The sequence below is a fragment of the Streptomyces sp. a15 genome (assembly GCF_059026085.1).
This window is the reverse complement of record NZ_JBWLKM010000026.1, coordinates 79,354-97,880: the sequence shown is the minus strand read 5'-3', so window position 1 is coordinate 97,880 and position 18,527 is coordinate 79,354. Positions and strand designations below refer to the sequence as shown.

13 protein-coding genes and 1 pseudogene are annotated in these 18,527 nt (G+C 67.6%); 2 read left to right on the top strand and 12 right to left on the bottom strand.

The window, feature by feature from the left end; genetic code table 11:
- Window positions 1-94 precede the first annotated feature (94 nt).
- Both alr and AC5P09_RS25760 read left to right on the top strand, forming a co-directional pair.
- Entirely contained in the window at window positions 95-1,270 is a 1,176-nt protein-coding gene (gene alr / locus AC5P09_RS25765) for an alanine racemase (protein WP_493876142.1), read from the top strand.
- Window positions 1,271-1,676: 406 nt separating this feature from the next.
- The gene (locus AC5P09_RS25760; protein WP_493876141.1) at window positions 1,677-2,039 is read left to right on the top strand and encodes a hypothetical protein; all 363 of its coding nucleotides are present in this window, start codon (window positions 1,677-1,679) and stop codon (window positions 2,037-2,039) included.
- A gap of 537 nt (window positions 2,040-2,576) precedes the next feature.
- Here the strand turns inward: AC5P09_RS25760 and AC5P09_RS25755 are convergent.
- The 12 genes and pseudogenes from AC5P09_RS25755 to AC5P09_RS25700 form a co-directional block, all read right to left on the bottom strand.
- Window positions 2,577-2,795: pseudogene (locus tag AC5P09_RS25755) on the bottom strand (hypothetical protein); the annotation flags it as partial.
- Window positions 2,796-2,817: 22 nt separating this feature from the next.
- On the bottom strand, window positions 2,818-4,350 hold the full coding sequence (locus tag AC5P09_RS25750) for an alanine/glycine:cation symporter family protein (RefSeq protein WP_493876140.1): 1,533 nt from the start codon (window positions 4,348-4,350) through the stop codon (window positions 2,818-2,820).
- A 355-nt stretch (window positions 4,351-4,705) separates the two neighbouring features.
- Window positions 4,706-5,521, bottom strand: a complete 816-nt coding sequence (gene casA, locus AC5P09_RS25745; RefSeq protein WP_493876139.1) for a type I-E CRISPR-associated protein Cse1/CasA — start codon at window positions 5,519-5,521, stop codon at window positions 4,706-4,708.
- Between the two features lie 618 nt (window positions 5,522-6,139).
- Window positions 6,140-6,271: a hypothetical protein gene (locus AC5P09_RS25740; RefSeq protein WP_493876138.1), complete on the bottom strand. Its 132-nt coding sequence runs from the start codon at window positions 6,269-6,271 to the stop codon at window positions 6,140-6,142.
- A gap of 360 nt (window positions 6,272-6,631) precedes the next feature.
- A complete protein-coding gene (locus AC5P09_RS25735; protein WP_493876137.1) occupies window positions 6,632-7,945 on the bottom strand; it encodes an RICIN domain-containing protein in 1,314 nt (437 codons plus the stop codon).
- Window positions 7,946-8,293: 348 nt separating this feature from the next.
- The gene (locus AC5P09_RS25730; RefSeq protein WP_493876136.1) at window positions 8,294-10,225 is read right to left on the bottom strand and encodes a glycosyl hydrolase 53 family protein; all 1,932 of its coding nucleotides are present in this window, start codon (window positions 10,223-10,225) and stop codon (window positions 8,294-8,296) included.
- Window positions 10,226-10,315: 90 nt separating this feature from the next.
- Complete coding sequence (locus tag AC5P09_RS25725; RefSeq protein WP_493876135.1) at window positions 10,316-12,514, bottom strand: family 43 glycosylhydrolase; 2,199 nt, start codon at window positions 12,512-12,514, stop codon at window positions 10,316-10,318.
- The gene (locus AC5P09_RS25720) at window positions 12,501-13,850 is read right to left on the bottom strand and encodes a right-handed parallel beta-helix repeat-containing protein (RefSeq protein ID WP_493876134.1); all 1,350 of its coding nucleotides are present in this window, start codon (window positions 13,848-13,850) and stop codon (window positions 12,501-12,503) included. Before AC5P09_RS25720 ends, AC5P09_RS25725 begins: the two co-directional genes overlap by 14 nt.
- 116 nt (window positions 13,851-13,966) lie before the next feature.
- The gene (locus AC5P09_RS25715) at window positions 13,967-14,803 is read right to left on the bottom strand and encodes a carbohydrate ABC transporter permease (protein WP_493876133.1); all 837 of its coding nucleotides are present in this window, start codon (window positions 14,801-14,803) and stop codon (window positions 13,967-13,969) included.
- 87 nt (window positions 14,804-14,890) lie between these two features.
- Window positions 14,891-15,613 (bottom strand): carbohydrate ABC transporter permease, encoded by a 723-nt coding sequence (locus AC5P09_RS25710; RefSeq protein WP_493876132.1) that lies wholly within the window; start codon window positions 15,611-15,613, stop codon window positions 14,891-14,893.
- A gap of 175 nt (window positions 15,614-15,788) precedes the next feature.
- Window positions 15,789-17,072 (bottom strand): ABC transporter substrate-binding protein, encoded by a 1,284-nt coding sequence (locus AC5P09_RS25705; RefSeq protein ID WP_493876131.1) that lies wholly within the window; start codon window positions 17,070-17,072, stop codon window positions 15,789-15,791.
- Window positions 17,073-17,630: 558 nt separating this feature from the next.
- Complete coding sequence (locus AC5P09_RS25700) at window positions 17,631-18,500, bottom strand: SGNH/GDSL hydrolase family protein (RefSeq protein ID WP_493876130.1); 870 nt, start codon at window positions 18,498-18,500, stop codon at window positions 17,631-17,633.
- Between the last annotated feature and the right edge of the window lie 27 nt (window positions 18,501-18,527).

The following is an 18,527-nucleotide window of genomic DNA, read 5'->3' as shown; positions in this document are numbered from 1 at the left end:
CCCGCTGCCGTGTCCCGTGGTCGCCGGGCGGCTCCAGCCCACGGCAGGCCGTCACCGACGACCGGTACGACCGCACCACCCGGAAGAACAACACATGACTGTCACCCACACCAGGCGATCCGAGGCCCGGCACCACCTCACCGACCGCTGGCGCCCCACCGTCGCGGTCGTGGACCTCGACGCCATCGCCGACAACCTCAGAGCACTCTCGCCCGCCGCAGTGGCCACCATGCCCATGGTGAAGAACAACGCCTACGGCCACGGCGACCTGCCCGTGGCACGCACGCTGCTGGCCGCGGGCGCAACCTGGCTGGGCGTCGCCCTGGTCGAGGAGGGCATCCGGCTGCGCTCGTCCGGCATCGACGCCCCGGTGTTCGTCACCACCGAATGCCCGCCCGGCTCCGCGGAGGCCGCCCTGCGCGCCGGGCTGACGACGACCCTCTGCACCGACGCCGGAATCGACCGGCTGGCAGCCGCGGGACGCGCGCTGGGCGTGCGGCCCGAGGCCCATGTGCTGATAGACACGGGCCTGCACCGGGGCGGCGTGACGCCCCAGACCGCCGCCTCTTTCGTCACCCGAGCGGCACAGGCGGGCGTGGAGCCGACGGGACTATGGACGCACTTCGCGACCTCCGAGGACGTCGACGACCCCTTCACAGAGGAGCAGATGAAACGTTTCCTCGACGCGGTCCGCGCCGTCCGCGACCGCGGACTGACCCCGCGAGTCCTGCACGCGGCCGCCACCGGGGGAATCATGGCCTGGCCCCAGTCGCACCTCGACTTGGTCCGGCCTGGCATCGGCCTGTACGGGATCGTCCCCGGCGCCGGACTGCCGCGCACTTTCGGGCTACGGCCTGCCATGTCGCTGCTCAGCCGGGTTCAGTCCACCTTCCGCATCCGGGCCGGTGAGGGTGTGTCGTACGGCCTTACCTACCGACCGAACCGCGAAACGACCATCGCGACCCTTCCCCTCGGATACGGGGACGGCTACCCGAGGAGCCTGTCGAACTGTGGCCACGTCCTGATCCGAGGACGGCGGTACCCCGTGGCCGGCGCCGTGTCCATGGACCAGGTCACCATCGACTGCGGGGACGATCCGGTCGAGCCCGGCGACGAGGTGGTCCTTATGGGCGATCAGGGAGGCGAGGTCATCTCGGCCGACGACATCGCCGGGTGGGCCGGGACGATCGCTGACGAGGTCGTGTGCCGCATCTCCGAGCGGGTGCCCCGCACGTACGTCGGTGAGCCCGGCACCAGCCTGAGCAACTGATTCCGAAGCCGCTTTCCCACGAAGCGGAGCGCGAAGCCGAAGAAGAGTTCAGCCGTCGATGGTCACGCATCAGGTCTTCGCCCCGGAGAAGCCCCTGCACGCCGGCACGATACGCCGGCTGCCCCTTTCCGCTACGCCAATGGAAGCCGGACATGGCCCGAAGCCCGTATCAACGCGTTGTGCCCCACGGGAACTCCCGTGGGGCACGGCGAAGGCGGTCGTGAGGTGCATTCGGAGTCGGCCGGGAACCTGCCGCATTCCTCATTCGTCGGAAGGTAGCCGTCCCGGTCCTGCTCTGCCCCGTCGTCACAGACTCACTTCTGACCGCTTCCGAGGCGCTGGCCCACACCAGGCGGATGTAGTTCAGGGCACTCGACTGCCCGGAACGGAGTGCGATGTTGCGGGCGTGCCGGCCGCCTTCGTGCTCGGGGTGCAGCAGGAGCTGCGTCAGATGGCCGAGGGTTCCGCCGGCACGGGCCACGTGGCAGGCGATGGCCGCAGTGATCCGGTGCCCGGGCTCGGCCGCGCCCTGACGGTCGCCGCGCAGGGCAACGGTCCGGCGGTCGGAGGCGAGCCTGCTGTAACTGGCGGTCGCGTAGCGCCCGGTGAGGTCGCCGAGCAGGATCAGGTCGGCCGCGGCCGGAGGGAGTTGGCGGAGGCCCAGCGGGCCGCGTGCGAGAGGGAGGTGTCGTTGGGGAGTGGTTGGTGGGTGCTGTGTGACGCGGTGGGGTCGTCTGGCAAAGACGTGGACGCCACTCAGGCCCGCTAAAACCACGGGCGGCATCCGGAACCGACCTCCATCGGCGCCAGCAAGGTCCCCAGGATGGCCGTCCTGGAGGCCCTCGTGCGACTGGGCCCGAGCGGAGGCAGGCGTCCCATCGCAGCTCGACCGAGGTCGAACCAGAGCCCCGCCAGAGTGATCCATTCTTGATCCACACCGGTCAACTCAGGTCCCTCAGAGCCCAGTTGCAGAGGTCGCTGCCTCTGACTGCCTCTGACTGCCTCTGAGCGGTCCGGGTCGAACCGGGGTCGAATCAGTGTGTTTTCCTCTGACTGCCTCCGATCGCCTCTGCAACCCGTCCTAGCAGGTCACAGCCTCATCGCCCCCACACAAGCGCAGGTCAGAAAGATGCGCTAGCTGTACTACTGGTTTCTGGCGAAGGCGGTCGTGTGGGGCATGGCGTTCCCGTCCCTGTCGGCGGGGCGTCGTCGCACCGCGTGCCGTGGTTGGGATCAGGGTCCTGATGGTTGTGGTTGCCGCGCAGGCGGCTTCTGACCGGATGATCACGACGTCACACAGGCCCTGGGCGTGCTCCTTGCGGAGCAGCGCATCGGCAGGTTGCGTCGCCCAGGGCAGTCGGACGGTGAGGTCATCTCCGAGCCGCCACAGATGCCTGTCCCAACCACGCGCAGCTAGCGCGCGTGCGCGACGATCTGGTCGACGAGGGGCCGGGTGATGGTCAGCATGTCGGTCAGGATAAGCAGAGGGCCGTCCCCGTACCGAGGGTGGCACGGGACGGCCCACATGCTGAGCCTCAAGGCTCGGATCAGTTGAGCGTCTTCGCGGTCTGAAGCTCCTCGTCCGCGTCCGGCAGGCCCGCCTTCCGGCGCCGGACGAACTCCAGGAAGGAGTTGAGCTCGCGCTTGACCACGGGGGCTAGCAGGTAGAGACCGATGATGTTGAACACCGACAGCAGGAAGAGCGCCGAGTCGGCCAGGCTGATCAGCGTGTCGAGGGAGAGCAGGGAGCCCGCGACGACGAACAGGCTCCAGATGGCCTTGAAGATGATCTCGCTGGTCTGGCTCTTGCCGAAGAGGTACGTCCACGCCTTGAGGCCGTAGTAGCCCCAGGTCAGGATCGTGGAGAAGGCGAACAGCAGCACCGCGACGGTCAGCAGGTCCGGGAACCAGGGCAGCACGGTCTCGAAGGCGTCGGAGGTGATGGTGACGCCGCCGATGTCCTCGCCCTCGCGGGCCGCGGCCCAGCTGGCCGGGTTGGCGATGGCGATGGTCAGAGCGGTCATGGTGCAGATGATGACCGTGTCGATGAACGGTTCCAGCAGGGCGACCAGACCCTCGCTCGCGGGGTGCTTGGTCTTGACCGCGGAGTGGGCGATCGGGGCCGAGCCCAGACCGGCCTCGTTGGAGAAGGCGGCGCGCTGGAAGCCGACGATCAGGGCGCCGATCACACCGCCCGCGACACCGTCGGCCTCGAACGCGCCCTTGATGATGCCCTGGACGGCGTCGGGTACCGCGGTGACGTTCGCCAGGATGACGACCAGGCAGGCCACGATGTACATGCCGGCCATCGCTGGGACCAGCTTGCTGGTGACCGAGGCGATGGAGCGGATACCGCCGAGCAGCACCAGGCCGACCAGCGCGGCGACCACCAGGCCGAAGAGGACGGCACCGGCTGAGGAGGCCATGAAGCCGTCCTCGCCGCCGAAAGTCGAAGCGACTTGCGCGTAGCTCTGGTTGGTCTGGAACAGGTTGCCGCCGAAGAGGCCGAAGAAGAGGATCATGATGGAGGCGAGGACGGCGAGCACCTTGCCGAACTTGGCGCCGCCGCTGCCGAAGCGCTCGGCGAGCCCCTTGGGCAGGTAGTGCATGGGACCACCGGAGACGGTGCCGTCTGCATGCTCCTCGCGGTACTTCACCCCGAGGGTGACCTCGACGAACTTGCTCGCCATGCCGAGCAGGCCGCACAGGATCATCCAGAAGGTTGCGCCGGGGCCGCCGATGGAGACGGCGACGGCGACACCGGCGATGTTGCCGAGGCCGACGGTGCCGGAGACGGCGGCGGTCAGCGCCTGGAAGTGGTTGACCTCACCGGGCGAGCCTTCCTCGTCGTACTTGCCGCGGACGACGTCGATGGCGAGCTTGAACTTGCGTACCTGGATCAGCCCGAACCAGGTGGTGAAGATCAGGCCCGCGATCACGAGCCAGGCGACGATGAGGGGGAGGTCGGCGCCGCCGACGGGCACGGTGTAGAAGACCACCTCGCCGACGTTGGTGGCGACAGGTTCAAAGAAATCGCTGACGGCGTCGTCGATGGATGTGGTGACGGACTCGAGTGACATCTGGTCTACCTCGGTGGGGCGGGGACGTGCTGGTGTGGCGCAGCAGTGGGGGGTGCAGGTAAAGGGACGGTGTATGCATGGCAAAGGCCGACCCAAGAAGGAATTGGGAAGTCCTATCACGTCCTCTACGCGGCCTTGAGTGACCCAAGTCACGCAAAGAGGCCCTTGGGGTACAAACCCCAGGGGCGGTAACGCGATCGTTATCCGGATTTGAGCGCCCGCTGAGAGAACGCAGCCTGAAACGGCTTGACAGGGTCAGCACACAAAGGTGCAGACGGTCATGACAAGAACGGCTGGCCCTCAGGTCACGGCATGAGCGTCTTCTGGAGTCCGCCCAGCCGGAGACACGCCATCGCTACGGTTTGTGCGCATCGTTGTCCGGCGGCCGGTAGAGGAGGTCGGTGTCCTCCTTGTTGAGGACGTCGAGCCAGGAGTCAATCGCGAGCCGCAGGTCGTTGCCTGCGCCCAGTGGACCTCCGGCCGGCGGCGGGCACGACAGGACGAGTGAGGTGAACAGGCTTTCGCCCAGTGGGTGAATGGACACCAGCGCCCGCAGGGGCGCGGCCTTCATGTTTTTGGAGTTCACGCCGCTGTGCTGGCGCTGGGCTCCGGTGCCGGACGGCCCGTAGCCGCGCCAGGCGAGCAGCCAGCCCAGGGCCTCGCCGGACGGTACGGGGACCTCCTGCGGGGTCCGGTCCAGCCAGGGCTGGTTCGATCCCGACGGCCTCGGCATCACCAGTTTCCCGGGCGGAGCCTGGCGCGAGCACTCCGCCGCAAGACGGGGATCCTGGAGAAACGGCCGGTGCGGGTCATAGAGGTCGAACCGGTGCCGCCACCGGTCAAAGTAGGCGTTCACGGCGCCCGCATCGAACCGGCCCGTCGACAGCAGCGCGTCGAAGCGGTCCTCCCACGCCTCCCGGTCGGGCACATCAAGGCCGCTGGCGCGGACCGCGAGCGCCGTCAGGAGGCGCCGCAGCATCGACTCCACCGCCGGGTTCGCCACCTCAAGGTCTGCCACTGCATGAGCGGCCAGAAGAGCCGTCCGCAGACCCCCTCCCCGGCGGCCACCAGGCTCGCCCCCCGGCACCAGGGCCGCTAACTCTTCGGGATCCACATCCCGACGGAACACCAGCGTGACGCACGGTTGGTCAGCCGTGCTGAAGGCACGCATGATCCCCCTCCTCACACTTTCGGAAACGTCAACAGCGCCAGAAAACCGACGAGTTCACACACCGTCGCCGATCCCAAGCAGAGAGCGACGCTAAGGGGATCTGTGGAGTAGGCGCAACCGGAACCATCAGACTCGCTGCAATTGTCAGAGCCACCCAATACAGTCCCCGTGGACGCATTCTGCGCATGCAGAGGTAGCCCGGGGATGTGTGGAGCAAATCGCCTTAAAGTGTCCCAGCTTCGCGTCAGTGGAGATTGACGCTCCGGCTCGCCCGATCGAATGGCTTGAAAGCGCGTCCAACGACTGGCTAACGGTCGCGATCGAAAGGGAGGGTCTGTCGTGACATGTAACAGAACGGCAAGGTCGCCCAGGCCTTGCGGGTCGGCAAGGGTTGGCTCCGCAGCAGCGGAGGTGTCCCGTTCTCGACGAACCGCCACATATGGTGCTCTTCGTTGGCTCCGCACCCGCGGAGGTATGTCGGCGTTCCCCGCGCCTGCCCAATGCGCCACTGTGTTCGCTCTGTGCCCCTGCATAGGTGTCCCGAACCGGGAGGGTTCCCTCGGCGACGGCCAAGTTGGCCGCCGCTGACAGAGCTCACGGCAGCGGAACTGACCAATGTCAGCAGGCAATACAGCAACTGCCCACGGCGCCGTGCTCCCTGATGCGAGCGAAGACGGGAGCAGCCTCTTCCAGCGCGGACCGTTGCCCAGCGGGGGCCTTCAGGTCGTAGCCCGCGATGATCTGGTCCATGACACCGGTTCGTAGCATTGCTGACCTGCACCGACGCGCGGAGGGTCCGCTGTGTGGACACGTGAGGCGTGGCTGTCGTTCTGTCTCGCTGACGTCGACCAGTCGCACCTTGTCGACCTGTAGAGGGGCGTGTGGTGGCGTGAGTGTCGGGGGCGCGCCGGCGATGCGGAGGGCACGCTGTGGCATGACGAGAACCCGGGGAACTTCGTCGCGCAGTTGTCCACGAGGTGGCGCTGACCTGCGGGGTGATGCAGATGCATCCGTGACTGACCTGCGCGGATGGGTCTTTCCGATGAGTGCGCGAAGGATTGTCGGCGCGATGTCGGGGCACCGCCCGAGCGGTGCTCCGACAGGTCCCGGTCAGACGCGGCGGCGGGTGAAGCGCTGGTTGGGGTTGCCGCTGTAGGTGTACTGGGCGATGCGGGCGCCGTCGGCGGTGGAGTACTCCCAGACATCCATGGCCAGGCCGGACTCCCGGTTGACGAGGCTGATCACACCTCCACCGTGATCGACCACGCGCCACTGCTGGCTGGTGGCGCTGGTGTCGGCCTGCTGGACGATATCCGCGCCGGTCGCGGTGCCCGTGGGCTGGAGGAACAGGCCACTGTGCAGCGCCTTGACGCGGACGTGGCCGTCGCCGGCGTCGACGAACTCGAATTGCTGGTTCGGGCGACTGCTGGTGGTTCGCTGGACGAGTTGTGCGCCGGCGGCGGTGGAGGCACCGTTGATCTCGGCGGCCTTGCCGCTGTGCTGGGCCAGCAGGGTGTAGAGGCCCGGGCCGCCGGGGGAGTCGCCCAGCTGGGCTTCCCACCTGGTGTTGGACCCGGACGCGTCGGCCGGGAGGCGGTCCCGTGCGGCGGTGTCGCCGTACATGGTCCAGCGGGCCCAGTCGACGACGGTCCTCGGGAAGCGCTGGTCGCTCCAGAAGCTGGTGTGGCTGCCGCCGACGAAGGTGAGGAACGCCTTGGGCCAGGTGATCTCCGAGTATGCCTGCCGGGCCGAGGAGTACGCCGTGGTCGAGTCCCGGTCGCCGTGGACGAACAGGACCTTGGCCGAGACCGAACCGGACGGGTTGCCCATGTCCACGCAGGACTGGGGGTTGGCGGACTTGATCCGGCTGTCGGGCCAGGAGGTCAGCAGACCGTGGGTGACCATGCCGCCCAGGGAGTGGCCCGAGACGCCGACGCCGATGCCGGTGTTGATGTGCCCGGCCAGCGGTCCGCTCGCGTTGAGCGCGAGGGTGTTGGTGAGGATCTGCGAGACGTCCTTGGAGGTGTTGCCGTTGTTGACGTCGTTGAAGTTGTGGTTGAAGTGCGGGGCGGGGACGATGAAGCCCGCCGAGGCCAGGGCCCGGATGATGAACAGGGAGTTCTGCGGGCTGCTCCCGTAGCCGTGGGTGAAGTTGTAGACGGGGAAGACACCGGCGGCGACCGGGGCGTCCGTCACCGGACTGCCGCCGGCGGTGCCGGTGGCGGGGTAGTAGACGTAGGTGGTGCACGGGCGGCTGCCACGGGTCCAGTCGTACCGGCGCACGCCGACCGCGAACGGCGTGGTCGGCGCGGTGTCCAGTGGCCCGGCGGCGGCTGGTGCCTGCCCTGCCCCTAGCAGGGACAGGCCCACGCCCGTCGCTCCGGCCGCGGTCATGCTGAGGAAGGTCCGTCGTCGCAGGGTCATGGTGACTCCTTGGGTGCGGGGATGAGTGGAGGGTTCGGCGTTCGGCTGGTCCCGTTGCCGGGTGCGTCCCGTCGGCGCCAGAGGTCGACAGATCGACGGGTCGCGCGGCGCGACAGCGGGTCTGGGTGCTCCTGCCACCCGCGAGGGGCGGCAGGAGCGGCATGCGGTTGGTCGGGTGCACCGGATGCCGGGGTGAGTGTGGCCGTTCCGGTCGAACACGGCCTGGTTCTCCCAGGCGCTGCTGCAGTTGTTGCTGTTGGCCACCGAGTGAGCGGAGCACTGCTGTGAAGCGGTGATGATGTCGCCGGTGCCGTCGTGGTCTCGGTGGCGCGACGTCGGTGAAGCAGGCTATGAGGTGGTCACGTCGTGTTCGCCGTGGCTGGGCATGACGTCGATGACCGCCGTGACCGGTCCTGTGCCGGTCGTCCCGGTGACTGTCACCTCACCCGGCCTGTCCGTCGCGCCAGGTGGCAACGGCTGCCAGCGGACTGGGACAGCGGTGATCTTGTTGTTGGCGGTGGTGAGCATGCGGATGGAGGAGGGCAGCTTTGGGGCGGCCCTCACCATCGTGCTGGTGTAGATGGCGTCCTGGAGGATGTGCTTGGCGCGGCTGGCGTTGAAGACGTTGATGGACGCGTGCGGCTCCCACGTGTTCGCCAGTCCGGGCACGGCCCGGAACATCGGCTGGTAGCCGGCCGGTTCCCACACCAGTGCCCCTGAACCTCGGTTGTCGACCACGTCGTTGGCGGCCTGGAACACCCTGCGGATCGCGTCCGCCTGCCCCTGAATGGTTCGCGGGTACGGCGAGTTGGGCAACGGCGAGCCGTCGCCGCCCGACGCGGGGTAGGCGGTTTCGGCGATGTCGATCTCGTAGCCGGGATAGGTGGTGGCCATGGTGTTCAGGTTGAGATCCAGCGCCTCGGGCGTACCGTGCCACTCCGGGTAGTACGAGATGGCCAGCACATCGGGGTTCTGGCCCTTCGCCTTCACCCGGGTGAGGAACTGGTGCCAGAACTCCATGGTTTTGTCGAGCTTGTCCTTGTCGACGATCACGTGTATCTCGACCTTGGATGTCGGTGACGCGTCGCGGACGGCCTTGATCCCAGCCGCGGCCAGGGTGGTGAACCGGTCCCACGACTGGTCGTAGAGCTGCCGCTCCACCGGGTCGGTTGACCCCCAGTACTTCCACAGCAGGCCACCGCCGGGCTTGGACTGGTAGATATCGGCCTGGTCGACGAAATACGGCGGATTCGTCGTGCCGATGTGGGCCGCCTCGCTGCCGTACATGAAGCCATTGATGATCTCGTTGCCGACGGCCACCTTCTCCGGCCTGGTGCCCTGCCGGATCAGCCGCTTCAGATAGTCGGCGGTGAAGTCGTACACGGCCTTGGACAGGTCCGCGAACTTCAGTTCGGCCCAGGCGCGTGGTTTTGGTTGCTTGCTCGGGTCCGCCCAGGAGTCCGCGTAGTGGAAGTCGATCCCCAGGCCCATGCCCCGCTGCTTGATCCACTTGGCTGAGGCCAGTGAGCGCTCCGGGCCCTGGCGCGGTATCGGCGTCGGTTGACCGGTGCTCTCGCTGCGCGGCTCGTTGAATATCCGCAGCCGGCTGTACTCGATGCCACGGTCCTTGGCCACGTCGAGCAGGTGTGGCCCGGCGCCGCGGTCTTCGGCCAGGGGGCCGACCCAGTACTGCTGGTCCTGGACGTCGTCCATCCAGGACAGATCGGCGCCGAGGGTGAGGTCGTCGCGCAGGTAGTTGAAGACCTGGAGCTCGCTGACACCTGCCCGGGCCCGGCCCGGCCCACCTGTGAACGTCAGCCGGACGAAGCGCGTTCCCGGCCGGGTGAACAGGTGCACTTCCCCTCGCGACACGGCTCGGTTGTGGGACCTGTCGGCGATGGCCTTCCACCGGCGACCGTCGGATGAAGCCTCGACGACGTGCTGGTGGGCCACGCCGCGGCCCGGGAAGAGCACCTTGACCTTACGCAGGTTGTCGTAGGTTCCACCGAGGTCGACGGTGAGCCACTGCCGGGCGCCGGCACTACCGGGTTGCCAGGACGTCGTCGGGTCGCCGTCGATGGCCAGACGGGCGCTGGACGAGCCGGAGGCGGCTGTCGCCGAGGCCCAGGGCTTGGCGGCGATATTGCTTTCGATCGGCTTGATGTCCGCGGTTCCGAAGGTCGCGTGGGCCGGCTCGGGCACCATGAGTAGGTTCGCGGACACCATGGTGACCAACGTCGTCGCGACCGCGATGGCGCGGGGCAGACGCGTTCTGCTCATGTCCTTCTCCTGACGATGTCACGTACGGGCGGCATGGGTTGTTCCGTACGCTCTGCCGGTCGCAAAGACCGGCAGAGCACGGGATGTCAGTCAGCCGACATCGAGGTAGTCGACGTTGGGCAGTCCGGTTGCCGTGGTCGGATCCAGCCGGATGGTGTTGCTGCCGGCGTTCAGCGGGACCGTCACGGTCTTGGTCGTCCACGTCGTCCACGCGCCGGTGGACTCGAACGAAAGCGCCCCTGCCGTGGCTCCGTTGACGACGAGGTTCGCGGGCCTCGCACCGGTGGTGGCGCCATTGGCGAACCGGATCCCCAACGTCGCCGTACGGGCGGTCGCGGAGTTCACGGTGAACTCCGCGAAGGCCCCCACAGCGCTGTCGCCGTCGCAGAACCCGCTGCCGGAATAGCCGGCTTGATTCGAGTCGATCGTGCCCCGGCACTGTGCCGGAGCGGTCTCTGCCTCGTAACGCCCCGGAGGCGCTGGTGTGTCGGCAGAGGTCTTGACGAGTGAGAGCTGGTCGACGGTGACGCCGCCCGAACCCGACGCCCGCACGGTGACGGTGGCGGCCCCGCCGGGCAGCTCGATGCCGGTGAGCTCGCGCTTGGCCCAGCCGCTCGACGACGGGATGCCGAGGGTGCGCTGGCTGCCGTTGGCGCCGGTGATCACGACCTGTCCGGCGCTACCCCGAGCGTGCAGGGACAGGGTGTAGGTGCCTGCGGGCACCGACTCGATCCGCTGCTCGACGCCGCCGCTGTTGCTCACCTGGAGGGCGAAGCGAGACCCGTTCACACCACCGTTGACGTTGGTCACCGAACCGCCGAGGTTCCGCCATCCCCGTACGCTGGAGACGATGACGCGGTCGGCCTGGATGTCGGGGTTGAGGATGTAGTTGTTCGCCGGCCCGACGCGCCACTCCCCGGTCGTGGCGTTGAACTGCCACTGGCTCACCGAGTGGAACTGCGGCCGTGCGCCGGTCTTGGTGATCGGCACCCACTGGTTGTACCCGATGCCGTTCCAGGCGAAGTCGGCCCAGCGGTCGCCGGCGTAGAGCACCGTGTTCTGCTTGGTGCCCTTGACCGTCACGAAGAACCCGGTCTGGGTCACGTGGCTGTAGTCCATCTCGGTGCCGGCAAGGACGTACTCGCTGCTGTAGGAGCCCTGGACGTTGCTGCTGGTCGACTCATTGACGTAGTTGACAGAGGTGTTCCAGCCGTGCAGGTCCGACGTCGCGTGGTAGTACCTGCCGTCGAGCTTGAACATGGCGTTGCCCTCGCGACCGGCGCCGCTGCGGATCTGCACGCCTGGCTCGATCCGCAGCGAGTCGGACTCCCGGAACTTGGCCACGAAGCCGCGCGACCGTCCTTCGCGGTTGGAGAAGATCAGGTAGTCCTTGCCGTCCTCGTCGGTGAAGACGGTCTGGTCTCCGGTGCCGGTCGTCGGCGAGTTGGTGATCTGGGTCTGGAAGTAGCCGTAGTCGAAGGTGTCGGTGGGTGAGTCGCCCTGCAGCAGCAGGACACCGTGCCCGCCTCCGACGTAGGCCTGGGTGGCGAGCACGTACTTGCCGGTGTTCTCGTTGTACGAGACCCCGAGCCGCCCGACCCATCCCGCCTGACCGAGGGTGGCCCCGTTGTTGATCTTGGTCGAGCGCGTCGCGACGTTGTTCTCGAACTTCCAGTTCACCAGGTCCTTGGACGAGTACACGGGGACCGAGACGAAGCTGACGTTGCCGTCGTACTTCTTCGTCGGATTGGCCCGGTAGAGCTCGGCGCCGGTGTAGTGCACGCCGTACCAGTAGTAGGTGTCGCCGAACTTGAAGACCCCACCGCCCTGCGAATAGATGGGGTTGCCGCTGGTGTCGTTCCAGAAGGTGTTGTTCGTGATGGTCTGGAACGTGCCCTCGTCGGCGGCCTTCAGATCGCCGGCGGCGGTCATCAGCGCCGTCTTCGCGTCGGCGACGTCCGACGTGATGGCCGAGGAGTCGTCGGCGACCTCAGCCGCGGCGGTCAACGCCTTGGCGAAGGGCTTCCAGGAGTCAGCCGTGTACTTCGTCGGAGTGCGCGTCTGGTAGTCGGACACCAGGTACTCGAGGCCGCGATCCACCACCGGTCCAGCAGCCGCCCCCTGGTCCTGGAGGTCCGTTGCCTGTCTCTGCGTTGCAGGTGTCTCCGCCGCGGCGGTGCTCGCCGAGAGCGGTGCCGCCAACGCCACGGACAACAGGGTGGCGGCGGCTAACTTCCAGTACTTGGAGACGACACGCGATCTTTGTTTCAAGAGGTCACCTTCCGTCATTCTCAAAGGCGCCGAGATCCGGCGCGCTTCCGTTGAAGGGCAGTCCCACGTCGGTGCCCTTGTCGATCAGGGCACTGGTCGCTGCGAGACGCAGGTGGGGCAGCACGGGCAGATTCCCGTCGGTCTGGCGGGGCGCGTCCCAGCCGGACGCCGACACACTCCGGAACTGGGAGTCCGACAGGGGGACGCCGAGGTTCCAGGTGTTGTACGCGGCGTTCGTGCCGCTCATGTTCGACGTCGCCGTTCCGGTGTAGGCGATGTTGTTGCGCAGGGTGCCCCGGCCGACGGCGGCGCCGCGCGAGTCGGTTCCCAGCATGTTGAAGTTGGGGTGGTTTCCGTAGCCGGTGTTGTTGAAGAAGTCGTTGGCCACCGGGTGGTGGTTGGCGTAGAAGCCGGCCGCTTTGTTGAGGAACGCCACCGAGTAGCGGACGGTGTGCTTCGGCGCGTTGGCCTCGTAGTCGCCCCCGTAGCCGCCGGACTTGAAGCCGGCTCCGTTGCCGGAGGGCGTCGTCGTCCCCGGCACGTACCCGTTGCGCCAGGCCCACGAGTTCTCGATGATCACGGGCGAGTAGGTGGAGATGAGGTCGAACCCGTCATCGGCGTTCCACCACGCGCGGCAACCCCGGAACACGTTCGCGGGGCGGCCGGCCGGCGTGTAGTGCGAACCGAACCCGTCGGCGTTCTCGCCGGGCCCGTCGTTGCTGCGCAGGTCGTAGTTGTCATGCGCGTCCGAGTTGAGGACGAGGTTGCCGCCCCCGCCGCTGATGAACAGGCCGGTACCCATGTGGTGGTGGGTGTTGATCTGCTCGAAGACGTCGTTGCTGCCGGAAACCCAGATCCCCCAGGACTCGGCGTTGCGGTTGTTGTTCTGGGGAACCCCCTTGACTTCCAGTCCTTTGAGGTGGATCCAGCTGCCGGTGACGCTGAAGCCCTTGATGCGGCAGTTGTCCGTCATCCGCGAGAAGTCGAAGACCGGTTTCTCGCCCGGCTGGGCCCAGTACCGGATCGGGTTGCCCGAGCTGCCGCTCTTGTTGAGGGTGATCGCGTCGACCTTGGCGGTCTGGCTCGAACAGGCGCTGTTCGCGCGGGAGTAGGCGTAGGTGCCGCCCCGGAAGTAGACCGTGTCGCCCGCCGTGGCGACGGCCTGTGCACGGGCGATCGATGCCCACGGGGCGGCCTGGGTGCCTGCCGCGCCGTCGTTCCCGTTCGGGGCGACGTAGTAGGTGTTTCCGGCCGTCGCGGCGCTCGCGGACGCCGAGCCGGGGGCCATGGCGACGGAACTCGCCGTGACCACCGAGAGCAGGAGGGCAGGGGTGCCGAACTTCGCGGTTCTCACAGCTTCATCTCCCGAGTCAGGTGATTTCCCGTGCGGCAGTGGGGCTCGTGCCTGCCTGAAGAACTCAGCGCAGGCGAAAGCTGCTTTTCGAGGGGTGGGACCACGCGCGTGTTTCTTCAGAACTTCATGGCGCCGGCGGCCAGGTTGGCGATGAAGTGGCGCGAGCCGATCAGGAAGACCCCGATCAGCGGGATCACTGACATGAGTGCTCCGGCGATGACCATCGACTGGTCGGTGGTGTAGACGCCGTTCAGCTGCTGCACGGCCACCTGCAGTGTCACCTTGCCCGGGTCGGTCATCACGATCAGTGGCCACAGGTAGTCGTTCCAGATGTGGAAGAAGGTGAAGATCCCCAGGAACGCCAGCCCCGGGCGCAGCACCGGCAGTCCCACCGTCCACCACTGGCGGAAGAACCCGGCCCCGTCGACCCTCGAGGCCTGGATCAGCTCGTCGGCGATCGCCCCCTGCGCGTACTGGCGCATCCAGAAGATCCCGAAAGCGTTGGCCGCACCGGGAATGATCAGCGCTTTGAGCGAGCCGACCCAGCCGAGCCAGGCCAGGGTGACGAACTGCGGCACCAGCGCCAGCTGCATCGGAATCATGAAGGTGGCCAGCACGATCCAGAACAGCACCCTCCGCCCGGGGAAGGCGTACTTGGCGAAGGCGAAGGCGGCCAGCGAGTCGAAGAGCAGCACCAGGAACGTCACGGTTGTGGCGGCTACGACGGTGATGCCCATCGACCCCCAGAAGTCGATCCCGTCGAACACCTTGTTCATGTTCTCCCACAGGTGGGAGCCCGGGATCAGCCTGGGCGGGTAGGCGAAGATGTCCCCGGTGGTGTTCGAGGCCATCACGAACATCCAGTAGAACGGGAAGATCGTGATCAGCGCGCCCAGCAGGAGCACGGCGTGGCCCACGATGGTCCGCGACCGGGCTGCGGTCTCAGCGCGCACGGGACTTCCCCTTCCGCTTGCCGGTGCCGATCGCGTCCTCGTCCCGGCCGCCGATCAGCCGCCAGTTGATGACGGAGAACACCGCGATCAGGAGAAACAGCGCCCAGCCGACGGCCGCGCCGTAGCCGAACCGGTTGAAGATGAACGCCTGCTGGTAGAGGTAGAGCACGATGGTGGTGGCCTCGCCGCCGGGCCCGCCGACGTTCCCGTTGTCGTCCACCGGAACAGCACCTGCGGCTCGGTGAACAGTTGCAGCCCGCCGATGGTGGAGGTGACGGCGACGAACAGGATCACCGGGCGGAGCGTCGGGATGGTGATCCGGAAGAAGGTCTGGCGGTTGTCGGCGCCGTCGACCTTGGCGGCCTCGAACACGTCGCTGGAGATGGCCTGCAGGCCGGCCAGGCAGATGATGGCGTTGTAGCCGACCCATCGCCAGATGGTGATCGCCGCCACGGAGATCTTCATCGCCCACGGGTCGGACAGCCAGCCGACCTCGCCGGAGTTGATCGCCCGCAGCGCGCTGTTGAGCAGCCCGGAGCTGTCGCTGAAGACGGAGCCGAGCACCAGGGTCATCGCCACGATCGAGGTGATGTTCGGGACGAAGTAGGCCACCCGGTAGAACGCCTTGAACCGCACTGCGGTGTGCAGCGCGTAGGCGATGACCAAGGCCAGAAAGACCATCGGGACGGTGGACAGGATCCAGATGATCAGGGTGTTGCCGATCGACTGCCAGAAGTCGGAGTCGGTCACCAGGTACGCGTAGTTCTCCCAGCCGATCGGCCGCGTCTCTCCGATGCCGTCCCACGACATGAATGACAGGTAGATGGAGAAGCCGACCGGGAAGACGCCGAATACGGCGAAGAGGAGGAAGAACGGGGAGAACCGCCGTGTACATCGGCCAGTAGCGGCGCCAGCCGGGCAGCGGCCTGGACCCGTCCGGTGGCGGCTTGGCGGTCCTCCCGCGCAGCGCATCGGCGAGGCCCATTCAGATCGCCCCCTCGCGGGTGAGTTCACGCTCGATGGTGTTCTGGGCGTCCCTCCATGCCGTGTCGACGTTCTTGCCGGACTCCACGTTGGCGAGCTCGGCGGCGAAGACGGGGTCCATCACCCGGTCGTACGGGCTCTTGTAGACGGTCCTGACCTGCCGCGCCGACGGTCCGAACACCTCGATGGTGCGCTGTCCGCCGTAGAAGGGCCGGGACTCACGCATCTCCGGCCTCGTGAAGGAGTGCGGGGAGGACGGGAACAGCGACATCTCCGTGAACGCCTTGACCTGGTTCTCAGGAGACTGCAGCCAGGTGATGAACTTGTAGGCCGCTTCGGGGTTCTTGGAGTACTTGGTGATCGCCAGGAAGGACCCGCCGACGTTGCCGGAGCCGCCGGGCGGGTCGGCCACCCGCCACTTGCCCTTGGTCTTCGGCGCGGCCGACTCGGGGAAGGCGAGGCCCCACCACACCGCGCCGATACCGACCGGCTGGCGGCCGCTGGTGATCACTCCGTACAAGTCGGGGGAGCCCTCCGGGGCGCCGGCCGACAGGCCGTCCCTGCCGATCCGGTAGGCCAGTTCGAATGCCTCGCGCAGTTCGTCTCTGTCGCCGATGTACCGGCCGTCCTGGGTCATGAACTTGCTGCCCAGCTGGCCCAGGCGGATGCTCCAGACGTGGCGGATGTTGGGGCAGATCACCGCGCGCTCCTGGGACTTCCGCAGTTCCTTGCCCAGGGCGATGAAGCCGTCCCAGTCCGGGGCGCGGGCGGCGAGCTCCTTCGGGTCGGTGGTGATCCCGGCTTCCTGAAGCAGGTCGGCGCGGTAGAACAGCCCGGTGGGGCCGGTGTCCATGGGGAACGCGATCATCCGGCCCTCGGGCGTGACGCACTCGTGCCACTTCCAGTTCAGGTACCGGCTCTTCAGCTCGGCCGCGCCGAAGTCGTTGAGGTCGACGAAGACGTCCTGGTTGGGGAAGTACGTGGCCACGTCGGAGTTGATGCCGATGATGTCCGGCACCAGGGACTTGCCGGCGAGCGCGGTACGCACCTTGGTGTTGAAATGGCCGCCGATGTTGGTGCGGCTGAGTCTGAAGCCCTGGGCCCCGGGTATGCCCTTCGTCTCCGCCCGGGCGACCAGCTCGTCGCTCACCGACCGGTCCCAGGTCCACAGCGTGATCTCATCCGGGTCGCCGAGCGAGCGCTGCGACCCGCAGCCGGCCGGCCCGAACCCTCCGGCGGCCGCTCCGGCGCCCAGCGCCAGAAACCGTCTTCGTGACACTGCCATGGACGCGTGTACCACCTTCCGAGCGAGCGGCCCACCCCCTGATCGCTCAGGCGGTGGCCGAACAGACATCGCGAACGGCTGCTCTGGTTGAACGGGGGGCGGCGTGCTTGAGGAGGCTCAGCACCGCCGCCGACACGCTGCACACATCGCTGCCCACGAGCGCCGGTGCGGACCTCATGGCCCACAGGACGAAGTGGCCGCGCAGCTCCGTGTCCGTAAGCCGGGCGGCCGACCTCCGGCATGCCCCGGCCGTTGATTTCGGTGATCCACGCGAACGCGGCCACCGTGGTCGCCGATGATGGCCTTGGGCGAGCACCAGTCGTACGTGAGGCAGCCCAGGCCCGAAGCGGCGAACTGGCGGGCGTCCTGCGTGTGCCCGGTCGCACCCTCGCCCCGGCCTCCTTCTTCGTCGCACGCCGCGGCCTGGTCGGAGCCAAGCCGTTTCCGTACGCCATCGTCAGGTTCAGGTAGGGACGACTGCGTCCTCGGTCTGCTGCACCGCCGTCGTTGAGGCCACCCGCGAACCGACCGGCCTCGGTTCGCGCCCACCGCCGCGTGCTACGTGAGATACACGGCGAGCGGGAGGTTCTGGCGGCGCACGTCACCGGCGACGAGCCCTGCGACCCGCTGGGCGCCGTAGGTGTCGAAGTGGGTGTGGTCGTTGCAGAAGAAGGTGCCCAGGGGACCGCTGCCCCCGTAGTCGCCGTTGTTCGGGCAGAAGTGCAGACTGTTGTAGAGCGAGACACTGAGCGTCTGCAGGTCGATGACGGGCGCCCTGGTGACGGCGCCGGCGGCGAGGGTCTGGGTGACAAAGCCGCGGTTCTTGGTCGCTGTGCCGCCGGAGCAGGTGATGGCGGCCACCGGGGTGAGCAGCACCGGGTGCGCGCCCCGGGCCAGGGCGGCCTGCGCCATCTGGGTCATCAGCTGTTGGTACCGGGCCGGGCCGACGTGCCGGGGGCAGGTCGAGGAGGAGTCATTGATGCCGAACTGGATGAGCAGGTAGTCACCGGCCTTCATTCCGGTGGTCGAGTTCAGCATCGCCTGCCAGCGGGACGAGTACGTGGTGGACGTGAGGCGGCACTCACCGTCCGAGCCCTTGGTGCCGCTCACGTTCCCCTCGTACAGCCAGGTCTGGATGCTGCGGCCTCCGACGGCCTGGTTCTTGACGGTCACTTCGCTTTTGAACAGGGCGTCGAACTGGCTGCCCCAGCCGACCGGGCACCGGCCGGAGCTCGGGTTGGCCATGGTGGAGTCGCCGGCCAGCCACACGGTGACCGGCGCGGCGGCCGCCTGTGCGGCCGGGGCCTGGGCGCGGGAGGCACTGGTGCAGTCCGTGGCGACGCGGTCCGCCGCGGATGCGGCGCTGACACCGAGGCTCGACAAGGCGATCATGAGCGCGGTCGTGATGAGAATCCGTAAGTTCCTCAACGGGTCCCTCCTTGGGACTGGCGCCGG

Bases quoted from the DNA above. Each gene is read 5' to 3' on its own strand.
- casA (WP_493876139.1), bottom strand. From the start codon at position 5,521: ATGCGTGCCTTCAGCACGGCTGACCAACCGTGCGTCACGCTGGTGTTC.
- AC5P09_RS25750 (WP_493876140.1), bottom strand. From the start codon at position 4,350: ATGTCACTCGAGTCCGTCACCACATCCATCGACGACGCCGTCAGCGAT.
- alr (WP_493876142.1), top strand. From the start codon at position 95: ATGACTGTCACCCACACCAGGCGATCCGAGGCCCGGCACCACCTCACC.
- AC5P09_RS25710 (WP_493876132.1), bottom strand. From the start codon at position 15,613: ATGTCGTGGGACGGCATCGGAGAGACGCGGCCGATCGGCTGGGAGAAC.
- AC5P09_RS25735 (WP_493876137.1), bottom strand. From the start codon at position 7,945: ATGACCCTGCGACGACGGACCTTCCTCAGCATGACCGCGGCCGGAGCG.
- AC5P09_RS25730 (WP_493876136.1), bottom strand. From the start codon at position 10,225: ATGAGCAGAACGCGTCTGCCCCGCGCCATCGCGGTCGCGACGACGTTG.
- AC5P09_RS25705 (WP_493876131.1), bottom strand. From the start codon at position 17,072: ATGGCAGTGTCACGAAGACGGTTTCTGGCGCTGGGCGCCGGAGCGGCC.
- AC5P09_RS25725 (WP_493876135.1), bottom strand. From the start codon at position 12,514: ATGACGGAAGGTGACCTCTTGAAACAAAGATCGCGTGTCGTCTCCAAG.
- AC5P09_RS25740 (WP_493876138.1), bottom strand. From the start codon at position 6,271: ATGGACCAGATCATCGCGGGCTACGACCTGAAGGCCCCCGCTGGGCAA.